This window comes from Streptomyces sp. R41, assembly GCF_041053055.1.
In the GTDB taxonomy this organism is placed as follows: Bacteria; Actinomycetota; Actinomycetes; order Streptomycetales; family Streptomycetaceae; genus Streptomyces.
Window position 1 is genome coordinate 1387840 of record NZ_CP163443.1, and the last position, 21598, is coordinate 1409437.

17 protein-coding genes are annotated in these 21598 nt (G+C 71.8%); 3 read left to right on the forward strand and 14 right to left on the reverse strand.

Annotation, left to right across the window (positions count from 1 at the left end; genetic code table 11):
* Positions 1-20 precede the first annotated feature (20 nt).
* The 10 genes from AB5J53_RS06630 to fabG form a co-directional block, all read right to left on the reverse strand.
* Positions 21-4883 (reverse strand): amino acid adenylation domain-containing protein, encoded by a 4863-nt coding sequence (locus AB5J53_RS06630; protein WP_369244678.1) that lies wholly within the window; start codon positions 4881-4883, stop codon positions 21-23.
* An 83-nt stretch (positions 4884-4966) separates the two neighbouring features.
* Positions 4967-5983 carry a 2,3-diaminopropionate biosynthesis protein SbnB gene (gene sbnB / locus AB5J53_RS06635; RefSeq protein WP_369244679.1) on the reverse strand — a complete coding sequence of 339 codons (1017 nt, stop codon included), beginning with the start codon at positions 5981-5983 and terminating at the stop codon, positions 4967-4969.
* Entirely contained in the window at positions 5977-6993 is a 1017-nt protein-coding gene (gene sbnA / locus AB5J53_RS06640; protein ID WP_369244680.1) for a 2,3-diaminopropionate biosynthesis protein SbnA, read from the reverse strand. Before sbnA ends, sbnB begins: the two co-directional genes overlap by 7 nt.
* Before the next feature lie 46 nt (positions 6994-7039).
* A complete protein-coding gene (locus AB5J53_RS06645) occupies positions 7040-8464 on the reverse strand; it encodes a condensation domain-containing protein (protein WP_369244681.1) in 1425 nt (474 codons plus the stop codon).
* Positions 8465-8466: 2 nt separating this feature from the next.
* Positions 8467-8727 carry an acyl carrier protein gene (locus AB5J53_RS06650; RefSeq protein WP_369244682.1) on the reverse strand — a complete coding sequence of 87 codons (261 nt, stop codon included), beginning with the start codon at positions 8725-8727 and terminating at the stop codon, positions 8467-8469.
* A gap of 51 nt (positions 8728-8778) precedes the next feature.
* Positions 8779-9780, reverse strand: a complete 1002-nt coding sequence (locus AB5J53_RS06655; RefSeq protein WP_369244683.1) for a beta-ketoacyl-ACP synthase III — start codon at positions 9778-9780, stop codon at positions 8779-8781.
* 7 nt (positions 9781-9787) lie between these two features.
* Entirely contained in the window at positions 9788-10780 is a 993-nt protein-coding gene (locus tag AB5J53_RS06660) for a TauD/TfdA family dioxygenase (RefSeq protein WP_369244684.1), read from the reverse strand.
* Positions 10781-10795: 15 nt separating this feature from the next.
* Positions 10796-11731: a TauD/TfdA family dioxygenase gene (locus tag AB5J53_RS06665; protein WP_369244685.1), complete on the reverse strand. Its 936-nt coding sequence runs from the start codon at positions 11729-11731 to the stop codon at positions 10796-10798.
* Positions 11728-12525, reverse strand: a complete 798-nt coding sequence (locus tag AB5J53_RS06670) for a thioesterase II family protein (RefSeq protein ID WP_369244686.1) — start codon at positions 12523-12525, stop codon at positions 11728-11730. Before AB5J53_RS06670 ends, AB5J53_RS06665 begins: the two co-directional genes overlap by 4 nt.
* Positions 12522-13274: a 3-oxoacyl-[acyl-carrier-protein] reductase gene (gene fabG / locus AB5J53_RS06675; RefSeq protein WP_369244687.1), complete on the reverse strand. Its 753-nt coding sequence runs from the start codon at positions 13272-13274 to the stop codon at positions 12522-12524. The genes AB5J53_RS06670 and fabG overlap by 4 nt, the downstream gene beginning before the upstream one ends.
* A 173-nt stretch (positions 13275-13447) precedes the next feature.
* Between fabG and AB5J53_RS06680 the strand changes: the two genes are divergently transcribed.
* Entirely contained in the window at positions 13448-14212 is a 765-nt protein-coding gene (locus tag AB5J53_RS06680) for a VOC family protein (RefSeq protein WP_369244688.1), read from the forward strand.
* Here the strand turns inward: AB5J53_RS06680 and AB5J53_RS06685 are convergent.
* The 4 genes from AB5J53_RS06685 to AB5J53_RS06700 form a co-directional block, all read right to left on the reverse strand.
* Positions 14209-14736, reverse strand: coding sequence for a cupin domain-containing protein (locus AB5J53_RS06685; protein WP_369244689.1), 528 nt, complete (start codon positions 14734-14736; stop codon positions 14209-14211). The genes AB5J53_RS06680 and AB5J53_RS06685 overlap by 4 nt on opposite strands.
* Before the next feature lie 20 nt (positions 14737-14756).
* On the reverse strand, positions 14757-17333 hold the full coding sequence (locus AB5J53_RS06690) for a cellulosome protein (RefSeq protein ID WP_369244690.1): 2577 nt from the start codon (positions 17331-17333) through the stop codon (positions 14757-14759).
* A gap of 93 nt (positions 17334-17426) precedes the next feature.
* On the reverse strand, positions 17427-18074 hold the full coding sequence (locus AB5J53_RS06695) for a MarR family winged helix-turn-helix transcriptional regulator (protein WP_369244691.1): 648 nt from the start codon (positions 18072-18074) through the stop codon (positions 17427-17429).
* Entirely contained in the window at positions 18071-19714 is a 1644-nt protein-coding gene (locus AB5J53_RS06700) for an FUSC family protein (protein WP_369244692.1), read from the reverse strand. Before AB5J53_RS06700 ends, AB5J53_RS06695 begins: the two co-directional genes overlap by 4 nt.
* A gap of 190 nt (positions 19715-19904) precedes the next feature.
* On the opposite strand from AB5J53_RS06700, the gene AB5J53_RS06705 reads away from it, so the two are divergent.
* Both AB5J53_RS06705 and AB5J53_RS06710 read left to right on the forward strand, forming a co-directional pair.
* On the forward strand, positions 19905-20450 hold the full coding sequence (locus AB5J53_RS06705) for a DUF5134 domain-containing protein (protein ID WP_369244693.1): 546 nt from the start codon (positions 19905-19907) through the stop codon (positions 20448-20450).
* A gap of 133 nt (positions 20451-20583) precedes the next feature.
* Entirely contained in the window at positions 20584-21519 is a 936-nt protein-coding gene (locus AB5J53_RS06710; RefSeq protein WP_369244694.1) for a M56 family metallopeptidase, read from the forward strand.
* The last annotated feature ends 79 nt before the right edge of the window (positions 21520-21598 follow it).

Sequence of the window (21598 nt, forward strand, 5' to 3'; positions counted from 1 at the left end):
CTGGTGATGGTGCAGTGGGCTCAGCGGGCGTCGGTCAGGAGCGCGTCGATCTCGGCTCGCACCCGGTCCTCGATCTCCACGGCGAGCTGCGCCACGGTGGGGCGTTCGAAGGCGACCCGCACCGGCAGATCGAGGTCGTACTCCGTCTGCAGTCGCGAGATCAGCCGTACGGCGAGGATGGAGTGTCCGCCGAGATCGAAGAAGTTGTCCTCGACGCCGACCTTGTCCAGGCCCAGGACCTGACCCCAGATGGCCGCGATGCTCTCCTCGATCTCGCTGCGTGGCGCGATGTACGTGTCCGCGGCGCCGGCCTCCGGATCCGGCAGGGCGCGCCGGTCCAGCTTGCCGTTCGCCGTCAGCGGGATGCTGTCCAGCTCGATGAACGTGGACGGGATCATGTACTCGGGCAGCACGGGCCCCAGAGCGTCGCGAAGGTCGTCGACGCCACCGACGACGAAGGCGACAAGTCGCTGGTCGTCGGTCACGATCACGGCCGCGTCGGAGACCTTCGGGTGGGCGGTCAACGCGGCCCGGATCTCACCGGGTTCGATGCGATAGCCGCGCACCTTCACCTGGTCGTCGATGCGGCCCAGGAACTCCACGGCGCCGTCGGCGCGCCAGCGCGCCAGATCACCGGTCCGATAGATCCGGGCGCCTGGCTCGCCGTGCGGATCGGGCACGAACCGCTCCGCCGAGCGCGCCGCGTGACCGGTGTAGCCGCGCGCGACGCCGACGCCACCGACGTACAACTCCCCCACGACGCCCACCGGGACCGGACGCAGCTCGGCGTCCAGGACCCGCATGTGGACGTTGGGCAGGGGGCGGCCGATGGGTACCACACCGTCGTACGACGTCTCGACCGGGAAGACACAGGTGCCGACGGTCGCCTCGGTCGGGCCGTACTCGTTGAATATCCGCCCGTCGCCGAGGAGTTGACGCCAGCGCTCCACCAGAGCGCCAGGCAGCGCCTCGCCCGCGACCACGATCCGTGTCGTGAGCCCGCGAATCTGCTCGTCGCCCAACTGACTTCCGATGACGTCCAAGTGACCTGGTGTCAGCTTCAGGAATGAGAACGGGCCTGCCTCCGACAGCGCCTTCCCCAGCTCCGTCAGCTCACCGTCGAAGAGCCACACCCGCTGCCCGGCCGCCAGCGGCGCCCACACATTCGGCACCACCAGGTCGAAGGCGACAGACGAGAACACCGGCGCGCCGCCCGATCCGCAGGAGGCCAACTCCTTGACAGCCCAATCGACATGGTTGGCGAGACCGCGGTGCGTGACCTGCACACCCTTCGGCCGACCCGTCGAACCCGAAGTGAAGATCGTGTACGCCAGTGAGTCCAGGTCCACCGGCGCCGGCGGCCCCGCCTCGGGGTGATCCTCATCGGCACGTACGACATCGACCGCGAAGCGGTCGGCATACGCCGCCGAGGTCACCGCCACCGACACCCCGGCGTCCGCCAGCATTCCCTCCACCCGCTCACGCGGCAGCACCGGGTCGAGCGGCACATACCCGGCACCCGCCCGCCATACCGCCAGCAACGCCACCACCAGATCCACCGAACGGTCCAGCAAGACCGCCACCGAGGACTCGGCAGCCACACCCCGCGAACGCAGCACGCCCGCAAGGCGATCGGAACGCGCCACCAGTTCACCGAACGTCAGCCGGACGCCCTCCGCCTCGATCGCCACCGCATCGGGCGACTCGACCGCCCGCTCAGCGATCAGCTCCGGCACCGACACCTCACGCACCGGCGTCACCGTGTCGTTCCACGCCTTGAGCAGGCGGCGTTCCTTGACGGAGGTGATGTCGACGGCAGAGAGGGAGGCATCCGCGTCGGCGGCGACCGCTTCGAGGAGTTGGACGAAGTGGTGGGCCAGACGCTCGACGGTGTCATGGTCGAAGAGGGCCGTGGCGTATTCGAAGGCGCCGATCAGGGAGCCGTCGGACTGCCGCCAGACGAAGAGGGTGAGGTCGGTCTTGGCGACGCGCCAGGCGCCCTGGAAGGCGTCCATGAGGACGTCGTCTGCGGCCACCGAGGTCTCGCCCTCGTCCTGGAGGTCGAAGGCGACCTGGTAGAGCGGGGTGCGCGAGAGGTCACGGTTGGGCTGTAGCTCGTCCACCAGGCGTTCGAAGGGCAGTTCCTGGTGGGCGAAGCCGGCCATGGCCGTGGCCCGGACCCGCTGAAGCAGCTCGGCGAAGGTGGGATCGCCGGTCAGATCGCAGCGCATCACCAGGGAGTTGAGGAAGAAGCCGACCGTGCCCTGAGTCTCCGGGCGGGTCCGGCCCGTCACCGGGCTGCCGATGCCGAAGTCGTCCTGGCCGCTGTAACGCCCGAGCAGCGCGCCGAAGGCGGCGAGCAGGGTCACGTACGGGGTAGCGCCGTGCCGGCGTCCGATGCCGGTGAGGGCGTCGGCGAGTGACGCGGGCACGGAGAACCTGACGCCGGAGCCGTGCGCGTCGCGCTGCGCGGGCCGGGGGCGGTCGGTGGGGAGCCTGAGTTCCGGCAGGCCTGCGAGGGCCTGCTTCCAGTGGTCCAGTTCGCGCGACGACGAGATGTCGGAGGCGTGGGCCGCCTGCCAGGACGCGAAGTCGGCGTACTGCACCGGAAGTTGGTCGAGTTCGGGGGTACGGCCCTCGGTCGCCGCGGCGCACAGTTCGCGCAGCTCGCGGTCGAGGACGACGGTCGACCAGCCGTCGGTGGCGATGTGATGGGCCGTCACCAGCAGGACGGGTCCGCCCTTCGGGACGCGGACCAGGAACGCTCGCCACAGCGGGCCGTCCGTGAGGTCGAAGCCACGGGCGAACTGCTCGCCGAACAGCCGCTCCAGGTGCGCCTCGGAGGCGTCCTCGACACGGAGCTCGACGGTGCCCGGCGCGACGACCACCTGGCGGGGTTCCTCGCCCTCGACGACGTACCGGGTGCGCAGCGACTCGTGCCGGGCCTCCAGCGCGTCGAGGGCGGACTGCACGACGTCGCGCGTGGTGCCGACGGGCAGTCGCAGGAAGAACGGGGCCACCCACTCGGGGCTGCCCGGGTGCATGCGGTCAAGGAACCACAGCCGGTGCTGGCCGAAGGAGAGCGGCAGCGGCTCGTCGCGGCCGACCGGCGTCACGCCCGGTAGGGCGGGACGGGCGTCCTCCAGGAGCTTGGCCTGCGCCTCGACCGTGAACGCGCCGAACAGGCCGCGCAGTTGGATGTCGTCACCGGACGCCTTGCGCAGGGCGTCGGCGAGCCGGGTGAGGACGAGGGAGGAGCCGCCGAGCGCGAAGAAGTCGTCGTGCGCGCCGACCTGTTCGACCTGCAGGAGCTGCTCCCACACCTGGGCGACGAGCCGCTCGGCGGGGGTGCGCGGTGCGATGTACTCGGCGCTGTGTGTCTGCTCGAGGACCGGGTCGGGCAGCGCGCCGCGGTCCACCTTGCCGCTGCTGGTCAGCGGAAAGGCGTCCAGCGGCACGAAGAGCGAGGGGATCATCGGCTCGGGCAGCCGGCCGCGCAGGAAGGTGCGCAGCTCGTCCCGGGGGATGCGGCGGCCCGTCGTCAGATACGCGACGAGCCGCTTGCCCTCCCCGACGACGCGGGCGTCGACGACGGCACCCCGTACATCGGGGTGGGCGTTCAACGCGGCCTCCACCTCCGCCGGTTCGATGCGCACCCCGTTGACCTTGACCTGGTGGTCGGCGCGGCCGAGGAAGTCCAGGGAGCCGTCGGAACGCCACCGCACCAGGTCGCCGGTGCGGTACATACGGCTGCCCGCGGTGCCGTGCGGGTCCGGCAGGAAGCGCTCGGCTGTCTGTCCGGGACGGCCCGCGTAGCCGCGCGCCGTGCCCTCGCCCGCCGCGTACAGCTCCCCCACGACGCCGATCGGCACCGGGTCGAACTCGGTGTCGAGGACGTAGACGCGCATGTGGTCCATGGGCCGTCCGATGGGGACCGCCTCGGTGTGCAGCTCGGGGTCGAAGAGCTGGGCGGTGACGTCGATGGAGCACTCGGTGGGGCCGTAGGTGTTCCAGACCCGGGCGCCGCCCGGTTCGGCGAGGCGACGGCAGAGTTCGCCGTCCAGCGGCTCGCCCGCCGAGCACACCAGACGCAGCTCCGCGCAGTCCGCCCAGCGGGACTCGGCGACCAGCAGGCGCAGCACGGACGGCACGCCCTGGAGGACGGTGACGCCCGAGCCTGCGACCGTTGCGACCAGCAGGGCGGGGTCGGCCTCGGCACCCGTCGGTGCCATGACGACCGTGGCGCCCGCGGCGAGCGGCGTGAACAGCTCCCAGGCGGCGGCGTCGAAGGTGAGCACCGTCTTCTGGAGCACCCGGTCCGCGGCCGTCAGCCCTTGGTTGCCGAGCGACCAGGCGACGCGGCCCGCGATGCCTCCGTGCTGCACGAGCACGCCCTTGGGACGCCCGGTGGAGCCCGAGGTGTAGGTGAGGTAGGCGGCGTGGTCTGCGGAGACCTCCACGCGCGGTGCCGTATCGGGGAGTCCGGCGAGGGTGTCGGCCTCCTGGTCGAGGACCACGACGCCGCCGGGCAGCAGCTCCTCGAACGCGTCGGCGTCGGCGGCGGTCGTCACCACCGTGCCCGCGCCGCTGTCGGCGACCACCCAGGCCGTACGCTCCTGCGGATGTCCGGCGTCCAGCGGCACATAGGCCGCGCCCGCCTTCCAGACGCCGAGCAGCGCCGCGACCAGGTCGTGGCCGCGCGGCAGGCAGACGACGACCCGGTCCTCCGCGCCGACGCCGCGGGCCGCGAGGAGGTGCGCGATCCGGTTGGCGCGCCGGTCGAGCGCTTCGTAGCTCAGCGGCCCCTGGGCGCCGTCGACCGCGACGGCGAGCGGAGTCGACACGGCCTGGTGGGCGATGAGTTCGTGCAGCGGGACTGTCATCTCTTCTCCAGGGAAGGTCATCACGTACGGCGGTGCGGCGGCCCCGCGCGGCAAGGGCGGGTCTGCGCGGCGACGGCGGGCTGCTACGCGGCGGACGCCGGCAGGAAGTCCGCGATGTCGGCGCCCAGGCCGCCGGCGCGGGCCCGGTCCCGTACGAAGCGGGCGAGTGCGAGGTCGAGGACGCCGAGCCCGAAGGGCGAGTACACGAGCGGCCTGCCGGGGCGCGGGTCGAGCGTCGCGGTGCCGCGCAGCAGCGCGCCGATGCTCGCGTCGATGAACTCCCGTCCGCCGGTGGCGAGTTCGGCGAGGTGCACCGAGGTGTTCTCGCGGCACACGTGGTCGGGGTCGTCGACGACATTGTGAGCGCCGAGCACAGCACGGACCGTCAGATCGCGCAGCGAGACGTGCAGCACGACCGTGCCGGGCGGGCAGGCGTCGAGCCCGGTGTGCGGGGTCGCGGCGGTGGTGGCGATGGACACCAGGTCGTGTGCGGCCAGCGCCTCGTCGAGCGTGGCGCAGTGGCGCACGGTGGCCGACGGCAGCAGCCGCGCGTTGTCCTGCGTGAACCGCCTGGCCCGCTCGGGGTCCGTGTCGTACACGGTGAGCCGGTCGAGGCCGGGGTGTTCGACGGCGAGGAAGCGCAGCACCTCGCGGTTGATGACGCCGCAGCCGATGAGCGTGACCCCGGAAGGCCTGCGGCCGCCGAGCAGCATGCGGGCGCCGACGGCGGCCGAGGCGGCGGTGCGCTGCGCCGAGATGAGGGAGCCCTCGATGAGCGCCTCGGGCTGCCCGTTGCGCAGGTTGTTGAGCAGGATCGCGGCGCTGGCGCGCTGCACTCCGGAGGCGATGTTGCCGGGGAAGGAAGCGATCCACTTCATCCCGGCGATGTCGTCCTCGCCGCCTTCCGCGCTGCCGCCGAGGTATCCGGGCAGGCCGATGATGCGGTCCCGGGGCCGGTCGGGAAAGCGCAGGAAGACGGAGTGCGGCAGGCTGGTGCGGCCCTCGTCGTGGCGCCGGTAGGCGTCGGCGACGAGGTCGACGACCTCCTTCTCGCGCCCTTCGAGGAGCCCCGCGACCGTCTGGTGGCCGATGATCAGCATGTTCCCACCGCCATGGTGTGCTCCGGTTCCTTCCACAGGTGGCTCACCTCGCCGAACTGGCGGCGCACCCATTCGTCGTCGTAGATCGTGTCGAGATAGCGGTCGCCGCGGTCCGGGAAGATCAGCACGCAGGTGCTGCCCGCCGGTATGCGGTCCGCGAATTTGCGCAGTGCGGTGGTGACGGCGCCCGACGAGCCGCCCGCGAGGATCGCCTCGCGCTGCGTCAGGGTCCGGCAGCCGACCACGCAGTCGAGGTCCGAGACCAGCACCACCTCGTCGGCGAGCGTGGGGTCGAAGAGTGCCGGGCGGACGGCCGCGCCGTGCCCGGGCAGCAGCCGCGGCCCCGGCGGACCGCCGAACAGCACGCTGCCGAGCGCGTCGACGCCGACCAGCGTCGTGGACAGGCCCCGCTCGCGGATGTACTCGGCACAGCCGGTCATGGTTCCGCCGGTGCCGGTGGCGCAGAACAGGTAGTCCACCTGGTCGTCCAGCGCCTCGGCGATCTCCCGCATGGTCCGGGTGTGCGCCCTCGGGTTGAGCGGATTCGCGTACTGGTTGGGCCAGTACGCGCCGGGCAGGGCGGCCACCAACTCCCGTACCCGGGCGAGCCGGGCCGGCAGATAGGCGCCGGTGTCCGGGTCGGGTTCGGTGACCATGTCGACGGTGACCTCGTACGCCCGCAGGATCGCCAGGTTCTGCCGGGTGGTCTTGGGATCGACCACACAGATGAAGTCGATCCCGTAGTAGCGGCAGATCTGCGCGATCCCGATGGCCAGGTTGCCCGAGCTGGACTCCACGACCGTGGACCGGCCCGGGATCAGCTCGCCGCCCCGGATCCGGCCCAGGAGCATGGACAGCGCGGACCGGTCCTTGACGCTGCCGCCCGGGTTGAACCCTTCGAGCTTGGCGAGGACCCGGGAGGGGAAGCGGGGCAGCAGACCGCCCAGCTCCACCAGATGTGTGTCGCCGATGGCGTCGAGGATGCCGTCGAGCACCGGTCGTGGCGTCATGACCGCAGGCTCCTGCCGGGTTCGTGGTCCATCACGAGGTGGTCGGTCACGGAGTGCCGCCGGGTCCGCCGCTGCCGAGGGCGAGGAGCGCCCGGCGTTCCGCGTCGTCGGTCAGCGGGATCCGGGAGACGCGCTGGTCGGGATCGTCCGCGGCCGCCTCGACGAAGCGGACGAAGAGGTCGAACAGCCGCTCCGCGGTGGCCCGTTCGAACATGTCCGTGTCGTAGCGCAGGGCCACCGTCAGCCCGTACACGTCGCGGGTGATCTCCAGGGAGAGGTCGCACTGGCCTTCCAGATGCGGGATCTCCAGATACGTCGTCTCGATGCCCGCCACGGTCATCGGCTCGCCCGAGGCGGCGCCGCCCATGCCGGGCCCGAACCGGTCGGTGGCGACCATCGTCACCGAGATCCGGTACAGCGGGCCGGCCGTGGCCGCGTCGCGGGCGACCAGCGGGTACGGGTAGGAAACACGCGCGGTCGCCTGCCGGACCCGGTCTGCCGCCCGGTCCATCGCGTCCGCGAGGGTGGTCTCCCGGTCGAACCGGCCGCGGATGAGCACCGGGTTCACGAAGTAGCCCACGACCTCGGCGGCGGACGAGCGCCGTGTGGACGCCGGGCAGGCGAGCAGGAAATCGCTCTGGCCGCCCCAGCGGTGCAGCAGCGCCTGGAAGGCACCGAGCGTGAGGGCGAACGGGGAGACCCCGCGCCGGGCGGCGGTGCGCAGCACCTTGACCGAGAGCCGGTCGGGCAGCCGGCGCAGCAGGCTCGCGCCGGCCTGCGAGGAGACGGCGGGGCGGGGCCGGTCGGTGGGCAGTTCGGCGGCCTGCGCACCGGCGGCCTCCTCCTGCCAGAACTCCGCCTGCCGCTTGCCGCGCGAGGAATCGAGGAGCACCTGCTCCCGCTCCACGAAGTCGTCGTAGGCGACGGGGAGCGGTTCCCAGCCGGGCTGCTCCTCGCCGGTCGCGAAGGCCTCGTACGCCTGGAGCAGGTCGCGCCACAGCAGCCACTGCGAGAAGGCGTCAGTGGCGATGTGGTGGGTGACGACGAGTGCCACGGCGTCGTCGCGGCGGCGCAGCAGTACGGCGCGGAAGGGGCCCTCGGTGTCCAGTCGGAAGGGCCGTCGCACCTCGGCCTTCACGAGCTCGTCGAGCTCCTCGTCCGTGGCGTCCGGCACGTCTTGGACCCTCAACTCGCCGAGTGCGCCGACCTCTTGGACGATGCGGCAGGGCTGTCCGTCGGTCTCCGTGTAACGGGAGCGCAGCATCGGGTGGCGGTTCGTCAGGGCGCGTACGGCGCGGCCGAGGATCTCCGGGTCCGGCGCGGGCGTCATCCGGGCCCCGCCGGCGAGGTTGTACGTCGCGCTGTCGGGGGCCAGGCGCTGCAGCAGCCACAGCCCTTCCTGGCCCACCGACAGCGGGAGCGGTGTGTCGAGGACGGTTTCCACCGTCCGCCCCCCGTGGTGAAGTTCCACCGTCAGACCTCCGCTTTCGCCGTGGCGAGGAAGGCGACGACGTCCCGCACGCGCAGCAGGTCGGCGACCGTCTCGTCGGGCACCGAGAGGCTGTAGTTCTTCTCGACGGCCGCCAGCAGGTCGACCCGCGTGAGCGAGTCCATGCCGAGCTCCTCGAAGCTGGAGTCGGCGTCGATGTCGCCCTCCAGGTCGGGGGCGGTGCGCTGGACGAGGGCGATGACCTCGGCGGTCAGGGCGGCGGTGGTCAACTCGTGCGTGGTCATGTGAGGTTCCGTCTCTCGGGTAAAGGGCGTGTGGATGGGAGTGGGGCCCGGTCAGGGCATGCGGACGACTTGACCCGCGTAGGTGAGCCCGGCGCCGAAGCCGAGCAGCAGCACGTGGTCGCCCGGGGTGGAGCGGCCGCTGTCGTAGAGGCGGCTGAGCGCGAGCGGCACCGAGGCGGCGGAGGTGTTGCCGGTGTCGACGACGTCGTTCACGACGCGCTCGGGCGGCAGCTCCAGCTCCCGGGTGAGCGTCTTGATGATGCGGTTGTTGGCCTGGTGCGGCACGAACCAGTCGATGTCCCCCATGGTGATCCCGGCCGCCGCGCAGGCGCGGTGGGCGACGTCCGGCATGGTCGCGGTGGACCACTTGTAGACGAGCGGACCGTTCATGGCGACGTACTCACGCCCGTCGGGCCGCTCGGTGAGGCCGAGGACGCTGTGCCGGGCGCCGTCGCTGCCCCACACCGCGGGGCCGATGCCGGTGTGCTCGGAGCGCGAGACGACCGCGGCGCCGGCGCCGTCGCCGAAGATGACGAAGGTGTCGGGGTCGTTCGGGTCGATCCAGTCACTGGTGCGTTCCGCGCCGACCACGAGGACGTGGCGCGCCTCGCCGAGCCGCACGGCATTGGAGGCCATCGCCATCGAGTAGGTGAAGCCCGCGCACACGGCGTTCAGGTCGTACGCGCCCGAGTTGGGCAGTCCGATACGGCTGGCCACCTCCGGGGCGATGCCCGGCATACGGCGCTTGCGGGTCGCGGTGGCGACGACGGTCAGGTCGACCTCCGCGGGGTCGATGTCGGCCATGACGAGGGCCTTCTCGCCCGCGGCGACCGACATGGTGACCAGGTCCTCGGCCTCGCTCGCGTGATGCCGGGTCTTGATCCCGGTCCGCTGCTCGATCCACTCGGGGGAGACCGTCGTGAGCGGCGACAGCTCCTCGTTGGACAGCAGCCGGGTGGGCCGGTAGGCGGCGATGCCGGTGATCCGGGACCCATGGGTCGGCGGGGTCAGATAGGTCTCCAACGGGGCCTTCTCAGCCTCGGGTTGTGACATGACGTCCTCAACTTCCCCCGTCCGACGCGGCGTCGGACGGCTCGGCCATGGCCACGGCGATCCGCCGGGGCCCGGTGAACGGCTCGCGCGCGTGCGCGGTGAGCATGTTGTCGACGATCAGCACGTCGTCGCGCTGCCAGTCGAAGCGGACGGAGCCCGCCCGGTAGACGGCGCGCAGATGGTCCGTCACCTCGTCCGGGATGGCTCCGCCGTCGCCGTAGTAGGTGTTGGTGGGCAGGTCCTCGTCGGGGAAGATCGCCCGCAGTCCGGCGCCGACCTCCTCGGCCACGGTGGTGACGTGGAAGAAGGTGGCGTGGTTGAACCAGACGCGTTCGCCGGTCACGGGGTGGCGGTGCACGGCCGCGCGGTTCGCGGTGGTGCGCAGTCCGCCGTCGGGCCGCCACTCGGCGACGATGTCCCGCTCCTTGCAGTACGCGATCACGGCGTCCTGGTCCGTGGTGTTGAACGCCTCCTGCCAGGGCACGCCGAAGCCGGTGTGGAAGTTGCGCACGACCTGCCAGCCGCGCCGCTCGAACTCCTCGCGCACGTCCGGGTCGAGGGCGGCCAGCACGCGCCGGGTGTCGGCGAGCGGGGTGGCGCCCTCGGTGGTGGGCGGCTCGGCGCAGTAGAAGTACAGGACGCCGGGCCACACGGCCTGGTAGGAGTTCTCGTTGTGCAGGAAGATCTCCTCGCCCTGCGGGTAGTCGGTCGAGGTGTAGACCTGCCCCTTGATGGTGCTGCGGGGCGAGGAGCGTTCCGCGTACGCCAGCGGCGGCGTGCCGGAGAAGGCGCGCACCACGGCGTCGAAACCGTCGACTCCGCCGATGGCGTAGCCGCGCAGCAGGACGGCGCCCCGCTGGATGAGCAACTGGCGCAGCTCGTCACGGTGTTCGGCGACGTCGTCGAGGACGGACGCGCCCTCGGCGGCGGCGCGGTGCAGCGCGGGTGCCGTGCCGGTGCCGGCCCAGCCGGGCAGCACCTCTTCTTCAGTGGTCGTCATCGTGGAACCCCCGGCTCAGTCGGACATCGCGACGAGGACCCGGCGGTCACCGGTGAACGGCCGTCGCCCGTGGGCCAGCAGCACGTTGTCGATGAGCAGCAGATCGCCGCGGCGCCAGTCGACGTCGACGGCGACGGACAGGCCCCGGTCGCGGATCTGGGTGACGTACTCGGCGGGGATGGGGCTTCCGTCGGCGAACTTCACCATCTGCGGCAGCTCGTCCTCAGGGAGGATCGCGGCGAGTTCGGCGGCGGTGTCGTCACCGAGCCCGGCGGGGTGCCACTGGTCGGCCTGGTTGAACCAGACCTCGACGCCCGTGACCGGGTGCCGGGTGGTGGACGGGCGCACCGACTCGACACGCAGGCTGCCGTCGCGGCGCCAGGTCCACTCGGCGCCGGTGCCGGTCAGGAACTCCTCGACGTCGGCGCGCTCCTTGGTCTCGAAGGTGTCCTGCCAGCTCTTGCCGAGGCCGTACCCGTCATGCAGGTTCTGCACGTAGCGCACCCCGCCCGCGAAGGCCTCGCGCACCTCGTCGTCGAGCGCGGCCAGCCAGCGGGCGGCGTCGGTGACCGGGGTCGCGCCGCCACCGCCGGGCGTCACCTCGCAGTAGAAGGCGAGCCGGGTCGGCCAGGCGTGGGCGTAGCTCATCTCGTTGTGCATCGAGATGGTGTACTCCTGCGGGTACTCCGTGGACGTGTACACATTGCCGCCGACCTTGGTGCGCGGCGAGTTGCCGTGGACGTACGCCAGTCGGTGCGGCAGCAGCCGGTCGAGCGCCTTGTCGAGCGCCTCGGGCGTGATGCCGAACCCGCGGAAGACCAGGCCCTTCTCGCGGACGAGGAGGTCGTCCAGGCCGGGGTCGAGGGTGTCGATCCGGGCGAGCAGTTCGTCGGCGCCGCCACCGTCCGCGGCCTCGATCTCCAGCGGCGCCCAGGTCTCGGTGTTGGTCATGGAGCTGTCCTCGCAGTCGTGACGGTCGGGTGGGCGAATGCGGCGGCCCCGAAACGGGACGGGTCGAGCCGCGCGGCGATGTCCGCGGTCAGCTCGGCCTCCCGCGGGGCCAGGTAGAAGTGGTCGCCGGGGAACGACCGCAGGTCGAAGCCGCCGGTGGTCAACTCGGCCCAGGCCGTGACGTGTTCGACGTGGCAGCCGGGATCGGCGAGACCGATGTACGCGGTGACCGGGGCCCGCAGCTGTGGCGGGGGCTCGGGGGCGTAGGTCTCGATGAGGCGGTAGTCGCTGCGCAGCACGGGCAGCAGCAGTTCGCGCAGTTCGGGTACGCCGTAGGGGTCGCCGCCGAGGGTGCCGAGCCGTCGGACCGAGGCGAGCAGGACGTCGTCGGCGGCCCGGTGCAGGGCAGTGCGGGGCGCGCGGTTCGGGGCGCCCCGCGCGGACAGGAACGCGTGCACGGGCCCGGGGCCGGTCTCTTCGAGGCGGGCGGCGACCTCGTAGGCCACGGCTGCGCCCATGCTGTGCCCGAACAGCGCGAGCGGCACGTCCCGGTACCCGGCCAGTGCCCCGGCGACCGAGTCGGCGAGCTCGTCCATGGACTCGACACACGGCTCGGCCATCCGCTCCTGGCGTCCGGGGTAGCGCACGGCGAGCAGTTCGACATCGCCCGGCAGCCGGATCGACCAGCCGTGGAAGAGCTGGGCATTGCCGCCGGCATGCGGGAAGCACACCAGCCGCACCCGGGGGGTCCGCGCCGCGGGATAGCGGCGGAACCACAGGTCGTCCGAGGTCACAGGGCCATGCCTCCGTCGACGCGCAGCACCTGGCCGGTCATGTACGCGGCCTGCGGGGAGACCAGGAACGAGGCGAGGGCGGCGACCTCGTCGGCCTGCCCGAACCGTCCCAGCGGAATACGGGTGAGCGCGCCCTTCACGACGTCCTCGGGCAGTCCCGCGACCATCTCGGTCTCGATGAATCCGGGGGCGACGGCGTTGGCCCGTATCCCGTAGCGTCCGGCCTCCTTGGCCAGCGACAGGGTGAGGCCGATGATGCCCGCCTTGGACGCCGAGTAGTTGGCCTGGCCCGCGTTGCCCGCGACCCCGGCGACCGAGGAGAGGGTGACGACGGCTCCCGCACGCTCGCGGATCATCGGCCGGATGACGGAGCGCAGCAGGTTGTACGTGCCGCTCAGGTTGGTCCCTACGACGGAGTGCCAGTCCTCGTCACCCATGAGGGCGAGTGGCCGGTCCCGGGTGATGCCCGCGGACGTCACCACGGCGTCGGGGGTGCCGAGCTCCGCCTCCACCGCGGTGACGAACTCCTGAACCTCCTGGCGGACGGCGACGTCCACCCGGCTGACCAGCGCCCGGCGCCCCGCGTCCTCGATCTCCTTCTGCACGAGCTGGGCCGCCGCCTCGTCCGACCGGTAGCAGATCGCGACATCGAAACCGTCCTGCGCCAGTCGTACGGCGACGGAACGTCCGATGCCCCGCGACCCCCCGGTCACCACCGCCACCCGTGCCGCGCTGCCTTCCCGTCCCATGTCCGAGCCCCCTCATTCGTTCGAGTGAGTCGAGCGTGGGTTCGGTCGCTATATGGGGCCTATACGGTGTCCAGCACGGCCTTCCGAGGACGGGTGCCGAGCCCGGCGCCCGGATGGCCGGTGCGGCAGCCCGGGCTTAGCGTTCTGAGGGGGCTCGCTGCGGAAGGAACGCCATGAAGCTCGACAGGCCGGTGACCGGCGGACCCTGCTGGACCGAGCTCGGGACCAGCGATCTCGAGGCGGCCAAGCGGTTCTACGCCGATCTGTTCGGCTGGCGCTCGGAGACGGATCCGCGCCAGGAGGCAGGCGGCTACACGGTGGCGCACCTCGGTGACGCCGCGGTCGCGGCGATCACACCGCTGTACCAGGACTCACAGCCGGTCGCCTGGAACGTGTCGTTCGCCGTGGCCGACGCGGACGCCGCCGCGGAAGCCGTGACGGCGGCCGGCGGCACGGTGGTCCTCGGCCCGATGGACGTGTTCGACGTGGGCCGCTTCGCGGTGGCGTTCGACCCGGGCGGCGCGGCCTTCCAGCTGTGGCAGGCGCGGGCCTTCCCCGGTGCGGGGCTGTTCAACGCTCCCGGCGCACTTGGCTGGGTGGAGCTGATGACCCGCGCCCCGGACCGGGTCAAGGAGTTCTACACGACGGTGTTCGGCTGGACCGTGACCGCCTCGGAGCATTACCCGCAGTGGGGCATCGACGGTGCCGACTTCGGCGGCATGGTGACGATGGACGACAAGTTTCCGCACGAGGTGCCGTCGCACTGGCTGCCGTACTTCGCCGTCGAGGACGTGGACGCCACGGCGAACGCCGCCGTCCAGGCGGGCGGTCACATGCTCATGGAGCCGACCTCCGTGCCGGAGGGCCCGCGCATCGCCGTCCTGCGGGACCCGCAGGGGGCGGCCTTCGGAGTGCATGTGGCGGGCGAGGAGGGCTAGGGCAATGGCCCACCGGGACGCATCGGGGTGAGCTGGTGGATGCCGTGGCGTGACCGTACCTCCGCGATCGCGGCCACGTCGGGCGGTCCCGGGGCGTCGAGGATCTCGGCGATCTCCTGGATGTAGTGCTCGTGGCCGGCCGGCGCGGCGAGGAAGAGCATCCGGGCGGGTGTGGAACCCGGGTTGGCGAAACCGTGCGGGCAGCCCGAGGGGACGTACATCATGCTGCCCGGGCCGCCCCGCACGACCTTCTGCCCGCTGCCGGCCTCCCAGGTCTGCCAGTCCCCGGTCGTCCTGACCCGCGGCTCGAAGGCCAGCAGATCGAGTTCGCCGTCGAGTATGTAGAACAGTTCCTCGGCTTCGTCGTGGTAATGCGCGCCCACGTCGAACCCGGGCTGGACCTCGGCCTCGAACACCGACCACAGGGCCGAGCGTTCGGCCCCCACCTTGAGCGTCATCCCGGACGAGCCCATCCGGCGGCCGGATCCGGGCGGCAGCACCAGTCCATCGGTCATGGCGCCCATCGTGACCCGGAAGCGGGGCCTCAGGAAGGGTTTCGAGCCAGTGGTGTCACCGCCACCCGATCGATGACGGGGGCGTGTGCGGAGCGCTGCCGGTGATCGTCCCGGTCCTGGCTCCGGTTCGTGAAGGTGAGGGTGTTGGCCCCCTCTTTCAGCGTCACCGGGACGGTGAGGTCGCGGAAGTCGTTGAAGTGGAAGGTGGTGGGGAAGAGGACGCGGCGCACCGGCTCCGAGTTGACGGAGATGTCCGCGTGGCGGCAGACCGGGTCCGGGTTGTAGTGGGTGGCGGGAGCCTGCTCACCGTTGGAGTAGCGGATGGTGAGGGCGTGCCGCCCGGTGTGCGCGGCCGTGACGGTGAGAGTCAGCGCGTTGGCGGCTCCCCCGCCGATGCCGTCGACCGCCTTCCCGCCAGTGGCGAAAGTATGGGCGCCGGTCACCTTCGCATTCCCCGTCACGGTGCCTTCCTCGGCGGCGTACGCGATCGTCCGCAGGCACCCCTCTCCCGGTGCCACCAGCAGTCGGTCCAGGACGAGTCGGCGCGAAGTGGCCGTGACCGTCAGCTTGTTGATGCCGCCGACCAGGAACAGCGGAGTCCGGCCCAGCCGCCCCACCTTCTCCCCGTTGACGGTCAATATGCCCTCTCCATCGCCCAGTTGCTCCACCGTCACGGTCGCCTCGCCGTCGGCCGCCGCGTGTACCCAGAACGTGGCGGTGCCTGAGTGGGGCAGCACGGCGGCACCCGGCCCCGAGGCCCCGCGGTGCGCACAGCTCACGTGCGCACCGCCGCCGAGCACCGCGTACTCGGCCTCGTACAGCGCGGGAGCCGTCACCCGCTCGTCCCGCAGTGCCAGATCGAGCTTGTCGATGATCGCGTCGCCCTTGGTGACGCCGAGGTCGGGGTCCTGCGCGGCGAGCGTGATCGTGTGCCTGCCCGCGGTCAGCCGCACCTGGGTGTCGGTGTGGCCCCACACCGCCCACTTGTAGCCGAGCGGAAGCCGCAGCTCCTGCGGGTCCGCCCCGTCGACGCGCAGAAAGACGTTGGTGGGGCCCTGTTCCTTGACCAGGTCGTCGAGGTTGCAGGAGTTGGCGAAGACGCTCAGGTCGTACGTCCCGTCCTGGGGGACCTCGACGGCGAAGGCGAGGACTCCGTCCGAACCGGTGCGCAGACCGCCGATGTGGTAGGTGCTAGAGGAGGCGAACTTGTCGACGTCCGAGGGCGAACCCTCGGGTCCGTTCCTCGAGTAACCGCCGCCCGTGTACGTGGCGTTCTCGGCCGCGTACGTCGCCCGCCAGCCCACCGACGGCGGTGTGAGCACCGCGCCGTGGCCACCGGGCGAGAGGATGACCTCGTAGCCGGACATCTCGTGGAGGTTGGTCAGCGACAAGGTCACCTTCCCGTCCACGACGGGCAGTTCGCGGTCCTGGAGCCGCAACGGCTGGGCGGACACGCCGACTTGTCCGGTCCACGGGATCTCGTGGAGCCGCACGTGCACCGCGTCACCGAAGACCTCCGCCGGGACCTGCGCGAAGACGATGTCCGCGGCGCCGCTCCCGCCGCCGAACAGCAGTCGGGCCTGCCGCTTGTCCCGGTCGAGCGCGGCGACACCCTGGAGGGTGTACTGGACGTTGGGCCGGGGCGCGGTCACCCGGACCGTGTGACCGGTCATCCGGCCGTAGGCGTTGAACAGCCACCACTGACCGTTGCCCTTGTTCGCCTCGACCGCCGAGTCGTTGAGGTTGCCGTCGATGTTCCAGTACGCCATGTCGGCGTCGATCTTCGACTCCTCGATGGCGGAGATCCACTGGACGATCTGTCCCGGCACGGACAAGTGGTAGTTGTGCGCGTACTCGTTGATGTTCACGGGGAGCGGGCCGATCCCCAACTCACGTTCCATCCGGCGGTACTTGGCGACGTTGGTGCGGATCGCGGCGGGGGTGGAGAGCTCGTGCCAGGTGATCACGTCCGGGAGCACGCCGTGGGCCTTGGCGAACTCCAGGAAGCCCTTGACCTCTTCGTACAGGATGCTGGTGTTGGGGCCCGCGACGCGCGCGTCCGGGTCGAGGCGCTTGATGAGCCGGACGGCGTCCTTCCAGGCGGCGAAGTAGTACCGCGGGTCGGTGCGCCAGGAGATCCCGTTGTAGCTCCATTCCTGGGTGCCGAACATGTTGCCTTCGGGCTCGTTGAACGGCACATACACCACATGGGACTTGTAGTCGCCCATCGCCAGCACCTGCCGGACCTGCTTCTCGATCAGCGTCATGAAGCCGGCGAGCCGCTCCTCGCCCGTGACACCCGGCCACTGGTAGGGGAAGCCACGGTAGATGTCGGACATGTAGACGTAGACGTCCTTGCCTCCGCAGTCGACGAAGGGCGGCAGGATGTCGAGCACGTCGGCGCCGGGGTGCTGGATGCCGTTCTGGGCCTTGGTGGAAACCGTGCGGACGTACATGCCCTCGACGACATTGCGGCTGGGCACGCCGTCGCCGTACAGGCCATAGAGAGTGCCGCTCGCGCCGCCGTGGAAGGGTCCGGTGTCGGTTCCCAGGTCGATGGTGAGCGTCACTCCGTGCCCCTCCCCCGAGGCCTCGATGTCCCTCAAGACCCCGCTCGTCCGACATTTCGTACGGCGGCCGGGGTGCCGAACCGGCCTGCTTGAACGTAGAAGTGGCGCTCACCTCATGTCAACGGTGCGTCACCGCGGCAGTCCCAGTCGGCCTTCCAACTGACCGAGCAACTCGCCCAGCAACTCGGCGAGTTCACGCTGTCGGCCACGATCGATCCCGGACAGGACCGTCGTCTCGTAGGCGAGTTGCTCAGGGAGGATGCCGTCGACGAGTTCGCGCCCCTCGTCGGTGAGCCGGACATGCGCGACCCGGCGGTCACGGGTGTCACCGCGCCGCTCGACCAGGCCACGCTCGGTCAGCTGCTTGAGCCGCTTGGTGACGGCGGCACCGGAGGAGAAGGTCTCGCGGGCGATCTCGCTGGGCGTCAGCTCGTGTCCGGTGCGCCGCAGGGTGCCGAGGACGTCGAACTCTGGCCGGGTGAGCCCGGCCCGGCGCAGCGGGGCGTCCTCGGCCTGCTGCAGGAGCGCGGCACAGCGGTTGACGCGGCCGATGACCTCCATGGGCCCGGTGTCGAGATCGGGACGCACCGTGTGCCACTGCCGCACGACGGCGGCCACGGTGTCTCCGGGCGCGGCCCGTCCGGCGGGAGCGCTCTCGGTCCCGGCCCGTCCGGTCGGGGTGGCGTCCGTCTCCGCCCGCCCGGCAGGGGCGCCCTTTGCCTCGCCCCGTCCGGCGGAGGTGCCGTCCGTCTCCGCCCGCCCATCCGCTGTCGTCATGCCTGTGCGCCCTCCACAGAGTGCAGTCCCTGCCGTCGTACCGTCGCCGCGAGCGTACGGTGTCCGACCTGCTCCGCCCGCATGACCCGCTCTTCCGGCAGGGCGCGCTGCCACCATTCGCCGGCCGCGGCGTCGGCGGTGGCGCGCAGGTCGACGACGGCGGCGGCCAGGCCCCGTCGGGCGGTCTCCAGGGCGCCGGGCTCCGGACGCCCTGCGGCCAGCGTCGCGTCGGCGTGACCGCGGGCGCGCTCCACCGCCAAGAGGGCGTGCTCGATGCGGTCGCCGGCCCGCCGGTTGGTGACGGCGATCGCGGCGACGAAGCCGACCAGCGCGCCCACGAGGGTGTCCACGACGCGGTCGGTGATCAGTTCGCCGGACTGCTGGACCCGTGCGAACTCGGTGATCAGCAGGGCCATCGGGGTGACACAGATGCTGCCCAGCCAGTAGTTGCGGCCGATCAGCGCCTCGGCACCGAAGTTGAAGGCGAGGCAGCACAGCACGAGGACCGTCTGGTTGAGGTGGGCGAGCGGGGCGACGGCCGCGAAGACCAGTACGCCGACGAGGTTGCCGACGACGCGCTGGACGCCACGGCTCCAGGTCAGGGTGACGTTGGCCTGGTAGAGCGAGGCGGCGGTGACCAGCGCCCAGTAGGGGCGGCCGACACCGAGCGCGAGCGAGACATATCCGGCCAGGGCGCAGCCGAGCGCGGTGCGCAGGGCGATGGGTGCGAGGGGGCCGAGCCGGCGCAGCAGCGGCCGTTCACCGAAGGCGAGCGCGGCCTCCACGCCGAGGAGTTCGTCGGCGGTGTCCGCGAGGTCGTCGGGACGCGGCACGGGTCCGGTGCCGCGCAGCTGCCGGGCCCATCCGCGCAGTCGCTCGGGCTCCGTGTCGGCGGGCGCGGCGAGTGCGACCTCGGCGCGCACCACGAGCCGTTCGAGTGCGCGCCGGGGCGCGGAGCGGGCTCCGGTGGACAGCAGCGACTGCCAGGCACCGTGCACGGCGGCGGCCGCGGCGGCGCGGGCACGGGCGTTCTCCGGTGTCTCGACGTATGCCGCCGCGGCGTTCAGGGCGTGCGCGGTGGCGCGCCGCTCCGGCCCGTGCGGACGGACGAGCCCGGGGGCCATGCCGACGATCCAGGCCCAGGCTCCGGCCGCGGCGCCGAGCGCGAGATGCCCCGGCACCTGGGCGAGGGTCTGCGGAGCGAACAGGGAGGCGGAGGAGATGAAGGCGAGGACCACATGGCCGGGCGGACCGATGCGCGTGGCGTCGCACAGCGCCTTCTGGACGGCGGCGAGGAGCGCACCGACCGTGACCAGTACGACGGCGTCCGTGGTGAGCGAAGCCGTGACGAGGGCGACGGCGAGACCGCCGAGCATGCCGAGCACCACCCAGGCGAGCGCGCGGGCCCGGGCGGCGTACGGACGGTTGTGGGCGTAGAGCGCACAGAGCGACCCGGCCATCGTGTACATCGCCAGGTCCAGCCGGCCGAGCGCCAGGAGCGTCAGATTCGGCGGAGCGACCGCGACGACGACGCTCAGCGCGGGCTTGAACCAGATGTCGGAGGGCCGGCCGAGGCGCAGCACGCCGGCCAGCGGGAGGCGCTGTACACGTGGGGGGAGGGGACTGGTCGCACTACTCATGCCCATAACCTTAGCAGGTGTTTTACTTATAAAATATCTCGCGGGTCACATTCCCCACCTGCGGTGCACCCCCGCACGCTCCCCCGCGTACACCCTTGCGCTTGCTTGCGCACCGGCCGGCCCGGGCATGCCCTGACCGACTGTCCACCGACTGTCCGATGTCCGACATCGTCGAGCGGGGAGGTACGCGGTGCACGGACCGGCTTCACCCGGCTGGCTGCTCGTGGTGCTGTGCGCGGCGACCGGGGCCTACTGCCTGCTGCGGATGCGCAGCCCCGTGGAAGAACAGCGCCGCACCGCGGGCGGCGAGGCGCTCATGGGCTTCGGCATGGCGGCGATGGCCGTACCCGCCGCGGTGGCCACCCCGCCACGCTGGGCCTGGCTCGCCTACGCCGCCGTCTTCGGCGCCACCGCCGTACGCGCCCTGTGGACGTCCCGCACGAGTCCGCACCACCTCCACCACCTGATGGGCGCCGTGGCGATGGCCTACATGGCGGGCGTGATGGCCGCCTCCCCGGGACACCACCACGGCGACTCCGGAGTCCCCCTGCTGACCGGCGCTCTCCTCCTCTACTTCACCGGCTACGTCCTCCGCTCCGGCGTCCGTCTGCTCCCCCTGGCAGCCGCCACGCCCGAAGGCCCCCGCACCCTCGGCTGGGGCGACCGCCCCGAACTCTCCCAGGCCTGCCGCCTGTCCATGGGGATTGCGATGCTGGCGATGCTGGTCACGCTCTGAGACCGGGCCGCAGGGATTCGAGCCGTGCGGCGGTACGCGTTCGAGCCTTGGGTGCTGTACGAAACCGTGGCGTACGTCACTTGGTGTCGCAGCCCGTATCCAGCGGCGACGCAGCGCTCATAGGCTTCACCCCATGATGGTCCCCGCGGCACTGTTGCTGCTCGGCGCCCTGGCCGCCGTGGTCGCTCCGCGGCTGCTTGCCCTGGCGGACTGGCCGGACCGTGAACCGGTGGTCGCTCTGTGGGTGTGGCAGTGCGTGGTGGCGGCCGTTCTGCTGTGCTGCGTGTTGTCGATGACGCTGAGCGCGGCCGCCGCGTGGGTGGCGGTGCGGGGCCATGTGTTCGGCCCGGCTCCGCGCTCGGTCGTGGACGCCTACGCGCTGAGCACGGGCGGCGCTTGGGCGGCGACGACCGCCGTGGCACTCGCGTGCGGGGGCGCGTGGACCGCGGCGATGCTGGCCCGTGAGGTCGTACGGGCCCGGGCGCGCCGTCGGCAGCGGCGGGCCGAACTCCTCGTGCGTGCCCCGCTGTTGCCCGGTGAGGAGCCCGGACCGGATCGGCTGGTGGTCCTGGAGGGAGAGCGCCCGGACGCCTGGTGGCTGCCGGGTACGGCACCCCAACTCGTCATCACCACGGCCGCGTTGCGCCGGCTCAAGGGCCGTCAGCTGGATGCCGTGCTCGCCCATGAGCAGGGGCACGCGCGGGCCCGGCACGACTGGCTGCTGCACTGTTCGGCCGCGCTGGCCACGGGCTTTCCGCAGGTGCCGGTGTTCGCCGCGTTCCGCGGCGAGATGCACCGCCTGGTCGAACTCGCCGCCGACGACATGGCGTCGCGCCGCTTCGGCCGCCTCACCATCGCCCTCGCGCTGGTGGAACTCAACGAGGACCGGGGCGTGTTCGGCCCCTGCCCCACCCCGGACGCCCACGTCCCGCAGCGCGTCCACCGCCTTCTCACTCCCCCGGACCGGCTCACGGCGGCACGGCGGCTGCGCCTGACGGCGGCGGGCGCGCTGGTGCCGGTGTTTCCGGTGCTGGTGGCGTTCGTGCCGGGGTTGCGGGCGCTGGGCTAGGCGCTGCTGCGATCCGGCCCGGCCCGGCCCGGCCCGCCTCGCCCGCCTGCGGGTCGGTGGGGGGTCGGGGCCGTGCCGG